General features: G+C 68.6%; 9 protein-coding genes and 1 tRNA gene. 8 read left to right on the top strand and 2 right to left on the bottom strand.

Features of this window, described 5'->3' with window-relative positions; genetic code table 11:
• The 3 genes from R6U01_RS11535 to ubaA form a co-directional block, all read left to right on the top strand.
• A partial coding sequence (locus R6U01_RS11535) for a BGTF surface domain-containing protein (RefSeq protein ID WP_410286598.1) occupies nt 1-1863 on the top strand: 1863 nt, incomplete at its 5' end.
• A 456-nt stretch (nt 1864-2319) separates the two neighbouring features.
• Nucleotides 2320-2910 (top strand): 50S ribosomal protein L15e, encoded by a 591-nt coding sequence (locus R6U01_RS11530; protein ID WP_410286597.1) that lies wholly within the window; start codon nt 2320-2322, stop codon nt 2908-2910.
• A 227-nt stretch (nt 2911-3137) separates the two neighbouring features.
• Nucleotides 3138-3950 (top strand): SAMP-activating enzyme E1, encoded by an 813-nt coding sequence (gene ubaA / locus R6U01_RS11525; protein WP_410286596.1) that lies wholly within the window; start codon nt 3138-3140, stop codon nt 3948-3950.
• Nucleotides 3951-3962: 12 nt separating this feature from the next.
• Here ubaA and R6U01_RS11520 read toward each other — a convergent pair whose 3' ends face one another.
• On the bottom strand, nt 3963-4364 hold the full coding sequence (locus R6U01_RS11520) for a zinc ribbon domain-containing protein (RefSeq protein WP_410286595.1): 402 nt from the start codon (nt 4362-4364) through the stop codon (nt 3963-3965).
• A gap of 127 nt (nt 4365-4491) precedes the next feature.
• Between R6U01_RS11520 and R6U01_RS11515 the strand changes: the two genes are divergently transcribed.
• The 5 genes from R6U01_RS11515 (at nt 4492) to thsB (ending at nt 7913) form a co-directional block, all read left to right on the top strand.
• A complete protein-coding gene (locus tag R6U01_RS11515; RefSeq protein ID WP_410286594.1) occupies nt 4492-4872 on the top strand; it encodes a Rid family detoxifying hydrolase in 381 nt (126 codons plus the stop codon).
• Between the two features lie 42 nt (nt 4873-4914).
• On the top strand, nt 4915-5208 hold the full coding sequence (locus R6U01_RS11510) for a hypothetical protein (RefSeq protein WP_410286600.1): 294 nt from the start codon (nt 4915-4917) through the stop codon (nt 5206-5208).
• Between the two features lie 27 nt (nt 5209-5235).
• Nucleotides 5236-5317 (top strand) — tRNA-Ser (locus R6U01_RS11505).
• A gap of 286 nt (nt 5318-5603) precedes the next feature.
• On the top strand, nt 5604-5768 hold the full coding sequence (locus R6U01_RS11500) for a hypothetical protein (protein ID WP_410286593.1): 165 nt from the start codon (nt 5604-5606) through the stop codon (nt 5766-5768).
• A gap of 498 nt (nt 5769-6266) precedes the next feature.
• Entirely contained in the window at nt 6267-7913 is a 1647-nt protein-coding gene (gene thsB, locus R6U01_RS11495; protein WP_410286599.1) for a thermosome subunit beta, read from the top strand.
• A gap of 146 nt (nt 7914-8059) precedes the next feature.
• On the opposite strand, the gene R6U01_RS11490 is transcribed toward thsB, so the two are convergent.
• On the bottom strand, nt 8060-9049 hold a 990-nt coding region (locus R6U01_RS11490), incomplete at its 5' end, for a CARDB domain-containing protein (protein WP_410286592.1).

The following is a 9049-nucleotide window of genomic DNA, read 5'->3' as shown; positions in this document are numbered from 1 at the left end:
ACCGAAGAGGGCGAGGGCGACCTCGAACTCGCTAACGGCTCGACCAGCGTCGCGCAGGGTGACGTTGGCGAGATTACGGTCAACCTCGACGATGAGGGCGACTCCGGAACCGTCGTGATCGGTTTCTTCGAGGACGACAACTACCAGGCGAACATCAGCGTCGAGGACGACAACGATGACGGCGAAGTCACCGTGCTGTTCAACACGTACACGGCCGGTAACACTGACGACGCAGATGCCATCGTCGAGGCGGCCGACGACGACGACGATGTCACGCTCGAAGGTGAGCAGGGCGACCTGACTGACCTCCTCGACACGGGCGACTACGACATCTCCGTGAGCCCGACCGGGCTCGACGAAAACGGTAGCGCCGAGGCGGCGCTCGACGACGAGAGCGACATCGGGTCGCTCATCATCGAGGAGCGCGAGACCGGCGAGATGGTCCTGTGGCGCACCACCGATGACGTCCGCGACGACGTCGTCGACGTGCAGGACGACGACGGCGACGAGGAGGCCACCTCCGCGATCGTCGGCGGCGTCGAAGGTGGCGCCGTGACCGAGACCGACACCGTCGCGCTCGGCGACGACAGCGACGTGCTCGTCCACCAGATCACCGCGAGCGGTCTGGAGGGCGCGCTCGACGCACAGGACGCTGACAGCAACGCCGGTGCGCTTCACGACCTGATTACCGCGCCAGCCAGCGCTGGCGAAGACAACGCGGCCAGCCTGACGTTCACCGAGCAGAACCCCGGCGCGAACCAGGAAGCCAACGAGATCCCGGCGAGCGAGCTCACCGATGATCAGTTCACGGCCGCCGTTGACGTCGTCTACGACGACGCGAACGGCGACTACTACGTCTTCCTCGACCTCGACGAGCTGAACGGTGTGCTCGATGACGTCGATGCCATCGACTCCATCGAGGACGGCGACGAGTACGAGGCCGACTTCAGCGTTCAGGACCCGCTCCTGACCGCTGCTGAACAGGACGACGACAACGAAGACATCGAAGACGCGTACGAATCGGCGAACGCGACCTTCGAGGCCGAGGACGCCGAGATCGAGTTCGACGAGGACCCGGTCGAAGTCGACGCCGCTGAAGACCAGAACGTCTCAGGCACGACGAACGTCGCGCCCGGGACGGAAGTCGACATCCGCGCCCGCAGCGACGAGGCGGCAGCGGGATTCATCCAGAACTCCGAGGACAACGTCGTCACGCCGAACGGCACGTTCTCGGGCACGTTCGACTTCAGCGAGCAGAGCATGAACGACACGTTCACCGTCGAGACGCGCAACACTCCGGCCGAGGAGGAAGCGATGGCTGACGGCGTCGTGGTCAGCGCGCCTGATAACGGCACCGACGACGGGAACGCAACCTTCGAGGTTTCGAACCTCGACCCCGAAGAGGCCACGATCACCGCGGGCGACGCGCTGACCGTCTCCGCGACGATCGAGAACACCGGCGACTCGAACGCGACCCAGGACGTCGCGCTCACGCTTGACGGCGAGGAGCTCGACAGCCAGGAGGTCACCCTCGAGGGCGGTAACAGCACCACCGTCGAGTTCACGGACGTCGACACGTCCGGCCTCGAGGCCGGTGAATACACGCACGGTATCGCGACCGACGACGACGAGCAGACCGGTACGCTCGTCGTCGAAGACGACACCGACGGCGACGACGGGAACGACACCGACGGTAACGACACCGACGGCGACGACGGCACCGACGGCGACGACGGTGACGACGGCGACGACGGTGACGACGGCGACGACGGCACCGACGACAGCACGCCCGGCTTCGGCGCGCTCGTCGCGCTCGTCGCCCTCATCGCGGCTGCGCTCCTCGCGACGCGGCGTAACGAGTAACGCAGCAGCGGCACCACACACTCGCTAACCATCGGCCCTCGCGGGCCGACCCCTGCGGCGCTTCTTTATCGGACTCGACCGCCCAGCGACGCCTCTCGGCGTCGCTCACGGAACGCCGCTGGTCGCCTCGCGAGGCGTGACGGACGGCGACGGCGCACTGCGCGGGGCTCGCTGCCGGGAACGCCGCCGACGGGTCACGGCTCCGACCGCGAGGAGGACCGGAGCGCCTCCGGTGCCCCCGCAGCCCGAGTGACGACTGAGCCGCGCGTGCCACCGTCCCCCACGCGAACGCCGTAGCGAAGCGGTTAAGAGCGAACCGCGGGAAGTACGGGCAACTCGCTGGTGCGGACACAGCGGGCACTCGCCGCCGGGCTCCGGGACCGTCGCGGTCCCGCCCCGGGACGAGACGACATGTGGCCGCCTCGCGGCTGAATCGCAACCGTCCGCGGACAACATATGGCACGAAGCTTCTACTCGCACATCAAGGAGGCGTGGCGGTCCCCCAAGGAGGGGAAACTAGCGGAGCTGCAGTGGCAGCGTAAACAGCAGTGGCGCGACGAGGGCGCCATCGAGCGCATCGAGCGCCCCACGCGCCTCGACAAGGCCCGCGAGCTCGGCTACAAGGCCAAGCAGGGCGTCATCGTCGCCCGCGTGAGCGTCCGCAAGGGCGGCTCGCGCAAGCAGCGTCACAAGGCGGGTCGCCGCTCGAAGCGCCAGGGCGTCAACCGCCTCTCGCGGCGCAAGTCGATCCAGCGCATCGCCGAGGAGCGCGCCTCGCGGAAGTACCGCAACCTCCGCGTGCTCAACTCCTACTGGGTCGGTGAGGACGGCTCCCAGAAGTGGCACGAAGTGATCTTAGTGGACCCCGCCCACCCCGCGATCGAGAACGACGACGACCTCGGGTGGATCACTTCGGACGACCACCGCGGGCGCGCCTTCCGCGGGCTCACCTCCGCCGGCACGAAGGGCCGCGGCCAGCGCAAACGCGGCAAGGGCACGGAGAAGACCCGCCCGAGCGTCACCGGCAACGACCGCCAGGGCAAGTAACGCTCCGTTCGTTCACCCGCGACGCGCGTCGGGAGCGTTCGACGCGCGCTCGGTCACTGATCGCGTTTTTATTTCGTCTCGTCCGGCCAGTGACGACGCCGACGGTCGCGTCGCCGTCCGCGCCGTCCGCGTCGCCGTCCGTGCCGCCGACGCCGCGGTGTCGTCGGTCCCGACCGCAGGGCCGCCCCGGGAAAGGCGTTATACGCCACTACCTCCCACACCCAGTTATGAGTCTCTCGCTCGACGCCGATCAGCTGGACCGATACTCCAGGCACGTCATCATGGACGAGGTCGGCCCGGAGGGGCAACAGCGCCTCCTCGACGGGAGCGTCCTCGTGGTCGGGGCGGGCGGGCTGGGCGCCCCGGTCGTCCAGTACCTCGCGGCCGCGGGCGTCGGGACGCTCGGGATCGTCGACGACGACGTCGTCGAGCGCTCGAACCTCCAGCGGCAGGTGATCCACGGCGACGCCGACGTGGGCGAGCCGAAGGTCGAGTCCGCGGCGCGATACGTCGACCGGCTCAACCCCGACGTCGACGTGGAGACGTACGAGACGCGGCTCGACGAGGGGAACGTCCGCGACCTGCTCGCCGGGTACGACGTGGTCGTCGACTGCGCGGACAACTTCCGGACGCGGTACGTCGTCAACGACGCGGCTCGGATCGAGGGGCTGCCGGTGGTCCACGGCGCGATCTACAAGTTCGAGGGGCAGGCGACGACGCTCGTCCCCGGAGGGCCCTGCTACCGGTGCCTGTTCCCGGAGGCGCCCGAGCCTGGGACGGTGCCGGACTGTGCGGCGACGGGCGTGCTCGGCGTCCTCCCCGGCACGGTCGGCTGCATCGAGGCGACCGAGGCGATCAAGCTCCTCCTCGACGCCGGGGAGCGGCTGGAGGGCCGGCTGCTCTTTTACGACGCGATGGACCTGACCTTCGAGACGGTCCCCTACCGCCAGAATCCGGACTGTCCGGTGTGCGGCGACGACGGCATCGAGTCGATCGAGGGGATCGACTACTCGGGCGGGTGCCGGGTGGACGCGGACTAGCGCCCCCGCCCCTCACAGCGAGCGCTCGGTCATCGTCGAGCCGCCGCCGGCGCCCGGGCCGTCGTCGGCGAACCCAGACCGGACGCACCACCGGCAGTAGCGGAAGTCGGGGCGGTTCTCCGCCCCGCAGTGCCGGCAGACGACGGTCTCGCCGTCGGCGTCGAGCGGGGGCGGGTCGCCGTTCGGGTCGCTTCCGCCGGTCCCCGCTCCGGGGTCGGCGCCCACGGCGAAGTCGGGACCGGCGGTCGAGGCGGTCTCGGAGTCGCCCGCGTCCGAGGGGGGCGAGTCGCCGATCGAGCCGAGGGCCTCGGGCGGCTCCCAGTCCCGTCTCGCGAGGAGCCACGCGAGCGCGAGGTTGGCGGCGAGCACCCCGACGAACACCGCGGCGACCGGAAGGAGGTTTCCTCCCGTCATGTGTTGCGTGTTAGCAGGCGAGGAATATATGACCAGCGGTGGTAGCGGGGGAGATCCGACGCGGTCTCCCCGAGGTTCGCCCGGTTCCCCCCGCACTCTTACGGCGGCCCGCCGAACGGAGAGGCGTATGAAAGAGATCGTTCACACCGACGCGGCGCCCGAGGCGGTCGGGGCGTACAGCCAGGCGACGACGAACGGCGAACTCGTGTTCACGGCCGGGCAGATCCCGCTGACGCCCGACGGCGAGCTCCTCGACGACGCGCCGATCGCCGAGCAGACGGAGCAGGCCCTCGACAACCTCGTCGCCGTCCTCGACGAGGCCGGCGCGGCGCCGACGGACGTGTTGAAGACGACCGTCTTCCTCGCCGACATCGACGACTTCGACGAGATGAACGAGACGTACGCCGAGTACTTCGACGAGTCGCCGCCGGCGCGGTCGGCGGTCCAGGCGGGCGCGCTCCCGAAGGGCGCCGGCGTCGAGATCGAGGCGGTGGCCGTCGTCGGGTAGATGAGCGCCGAGGGCGGCGGGGTCGGCGACGGAGGCAACGGAATCGGCGACGGGGGCGACGAGGTCGGCGACGAGCCGGGCGGCGGTACCGGCCCCGACCGGATGGCCGCGCGACCGTCGAAGCGCGCCAGAGCGAAGTCGGCGGCCCTGTGGGGAGTCGTCGGCGGGCTCGCGTTCCTGGTGCTCGCGCAGGGAGTCCTGATCGCCGCGGGCGCTCTCCCCGTCGGATACGGCGGACTGGTCGCTCTCGCCGCGGCGATCGCCGTCGCGTCCGGCGGAATCGCCTACGCGACCGAACACCGACTGCGGGCGAAGCGCGTGAAAAGAAGGACTTAACAGTCCCAGCAGATTATCTCAGACCGAGCCAGGATGGCCGAGTGGTAAGGCGCACGCCTGGAAAGCGTGTTCCCTTCCGGGATCGGGGGTTCAAATCCCTCTCCTGGCGTTTTTGCTGTCGCAACGACGAACGAGGAGCAGAGCGACGAGTGAGTAACCCGACAGCGGAAGCACCAGCGGATTTGAACCAGGGAGTGGAGCGAGTGAAACGAGCGGAACGACTGGGGTTCAACTCCCTCTCCTGTGTTTTTTACCTTCTATAGCCACGGCGCTCGCCGTCGCGTCCCGCCCGATACGTCGCTCCGCCGGCTCGACGCCCTCGGAACCGTCGCGCTCGACGCTCTGTCACACCGACATAAGACTCATATGTGTGGGTGTTGTTGACACGGGTGACGATGCCAGACACGAAATCAGGTCGCGAGCGGAAAGGACGGAACAAGCGCCGGCAGCTGGAGAGTCGCCTCAACCGACGCGAACTCACTGCCGCCGACGAACCGCCGGAGCCGTCCCTCGACGAGGTCGAGTCGGAGTACCTCGACGAGGACGAGCTCGATCGGTGACCGCTCGCGACCGAAGACCGTCCTCGTTTTTGCGTCCGTGGCCGCGTCCGAAAGCGACGCGTCCGTCACAGCTGTACGGTCGGAGACAGTCCCGCCGTTCCCCTGTCACGGCACCACCCGTCCGTCGGTTCCGGCTCCGCGAGCGGTCTCTCGTTTCCGGGCTCGGCCGGTAAGGGGCGCTCTCGCCTTCCACTGAATGCCGCGCGACGGCCGACGCACCTCCGGAGACGTCGATACCGCCGGAGACGTCGATACCGCCGGAGACGTCGATACCGCCGGAGACGCCGACTCCGCCGCCGATCTATTTAAAGGGCGGATCAACGACACTCGACCGAGGGCGAAGTATCGTGCTAACTACTCACATATACAGCACCGAAACACACCACCTTCCGGCGATTTTCACGACGCTCGGACCGTCGATCGGACCGGCGCTCGATCGCCGCTCAACGACGGATTTATATAGAATCACAATCAATCAAACGCTGTATGAGCCAGCGAATGCAGCAGGGTCAGCCGATGATCATCATGGGCGACGACGCCCAGCGCGTCAAGGACCGTGACGCACAGGAGTACAACATCTCCGCGGCGCGCGGCGTCGCCGAGGCCGTACGGTCGACGCTCGGACCGAAAGGGATGGACAAGATGCTCGTCGACTCGATGGGCGACGTCACCATCACGAACGACGGCGTCACCATCCTGCAGACGATGGACATCGACAACCCGACCGCCGAGATGATCGTCGAGGTCGCCGAGACCCAGGAGAACGAGGCCGGCGACGGCACGACGAGCGCGGTCGCGATCGCGGGCGAGCTCCTCAAGAACGCCGAGGACCTCCTCGAACAGGACATCCACCCGACCGCGGTGATCAAGGGCTTCAACCTCGCGAGCGAGTACGCCCGCGAACAGGTCGACGAGGTCGCCACGCAGGTCGATCCCGACGACACGGAGACGCTGAAGAACGTCGCCGAGACGTCGATGACCGGCAAGGGCGCCGAGCTCGACAAAGAGACCCTCGCCGACCTCGTCGTCCGCGCGGTGCAGGGCGTCACCGTCGAGGCCGACGACGGCTCCCACGTCGTCGACCTGGCGAACCTCAACATCGAGACCCACACGGGACGCGCGGCCGGCGAGTCCGAGCTCCTCTCGGGCGCCGTCATCGACAAGGACCCCGTCCACGACGACATGCCGACGACATTCGAGTCGGCGAACGTCCTCCTCCTCAACGACCCGATCGAGGTCGAAGAGGCCGACGTCGACACTTCCGTCAACGTCGACTCCCCCGACCAGCTCCAGAAGTTCCTCGACCAGGAGGAGAAGCAGCTCCGCGACAAGGTCGACAAGATCGTCGAGAGTGGGGCCGACGTCGTCTTCTGTCAGAAGGGGATCGACGACCTCGCCCAGCACTACCTCGCGAAGGAGGGCATCTTGGCGGTCCGCCGGACGAAGAAGTCCGACCTGAGCTTCCTCAAGAACGTGCTCGGCGCGCCGATCGTCACCGACCTCGACTCGCTCACCGCGGACGACCTCGCGGTCGGCTCGATCGAGCGCAACGAGGAGGACGGGCTGTTCTACGTCGAGGGCGAGGACTCCCACGGCGTCACCCTCCTGGTGTACGGCACGACCGACCACGTGGTCGACGAGCTCGAGCGCGGTATCGAGGACGCGATCGACGTGGTCTCTGCGACCGTCTCTGACGGGCGCACCCTCCCCGGCGGCGGCGCCATCGAGGTCGAGCTCGCCCGCCGGCTCCGCGACTACGCCGACTCCGTCTCCGGCCGCGAGCAGCTCGCCGTCGAGGCGTTCGCCGACGCGCTGGAGCTCATCCCCCGCGTGCTCGCCGAGAACGCCGGGCTCGACTCCATCGACCTGCTCGTCGACCTGCGCGCGGCCCACGAGGCCGGCGACGCGCACGCCGGGCTGAACGTCTTCTCCGGCGAGGTCGAGGACACGGCCGCTGCCGGCGTCGTGGAGACGGCACAGGCGAAAGAGCAGGCCATCTCCTCCGCCGCCGAGGCCGCGAACCTCGTCCTGAAAATCGACGACATCATCTCCGCGGGCGACCTGTCGACCAGCGGTGACGACGACGGGGGCGGCGCCCCGGCCGGCGGCATGGGCGGCATGGGCGGCATGGGCGGTGCGATGTAATCCGGTCCGGTATAACTCGCTCCCACGCCCCACTTCACCGACCCGATCGCGTACCGTCGTCCGATCGACTCACGCGTTCTCGTTTTTTTAAGTCGTTACCTCGACGCGCTCCCGCCGCTCGCCGAGAGCTCCGACTCCGCCCGCCGCTACCGCCGACCGACCCGGACGGCCAGCGCGGCGACCAGCAAGGCGAGCACCGCGGCGGTCAGGCCGAAGCCCGGCGCGCTCTCCTCCGTCTGCGTCCCCGTGTCGGTCGCTCCCTCGTCGCCGCCGAAGAGGCTGATCGATCCGGCCTCGGTCCCGTTGAGCGACACCGTTCCGCCGTCGACCGGTTCGAACGCGATCTGCACGGTCGCGCTCTCGCCGGGATCGAGTGACACGTCGCGCTCGGCGAGCTGCTCGCCGTCCATGGTGACGGTGAGCGTTCGGTTCGCCGGCCGGTCACCGGGATTTTCGACCGTCGCGCGGAGCGTCGTCTCGTAGCCCACGCGAACCTGATCTGCCGGGACATCGCTGTCGACGATGTCGACGCTTCCGGGTTCCAGCGCGACGACGGCGACGGGCGCGGCGTTCGGCATCGTCGCGGTGTGAGCGTCTCCGTCGACGGTGTGGGTGACGCCCGCCGTCGTCCACTCGCCGTCGACGTACCGCATCACCGCCACGTCTTCCTGTCTCAGACCCTCCGGGAGCGCGTCGCTGTCAACGTCGAATCGGAGCGTCGCCGCGCTCGTGTCGGCTGCGTCGAGCGTCGAGCCGATCTCCACGTATCCCAGCGCGCTCCCGTTCGGGACGGCGTCGCCCTCTCGGGGGTCGGCCGTCGGTCGTTCGACGGTCAGCTCGAACGCCTCGCGGTCTCCGGCCGTCTCGATCGTGAGCTCGGACAGTGACACCGCGGGCCGCGTCTCGGAGGGTCCAGCGAGCGCGACGTCGGCCGTGTAGCGTCCGTCGACCACGCCGTCGACCTCGACCGTGACGGCGTCGGCCGACTCCGACCGGGACACGGTCGGCTCGTCGTCGCTCGTCGTGGGCGACTCGGACGATTCCGATGAGTCGGCCGATTCAGGTGACACGGGACCGTCGGAGTCGTCGCCGTCGTCGGGTTCGTTTTCGTCGGAATTGCCCTCATCGGGCTCGTT

Source organism: Halorubrum sp. (assembly GCF_046498025.1).
Classification (GTDB): Archaea; Halobacteriota; Halobacteria; order Halobacteriales; family Haloferacaceae; genus Halorubrum.
This window is presented reverse-complemented; position numbering and strand designations above follow the sequence as displayed.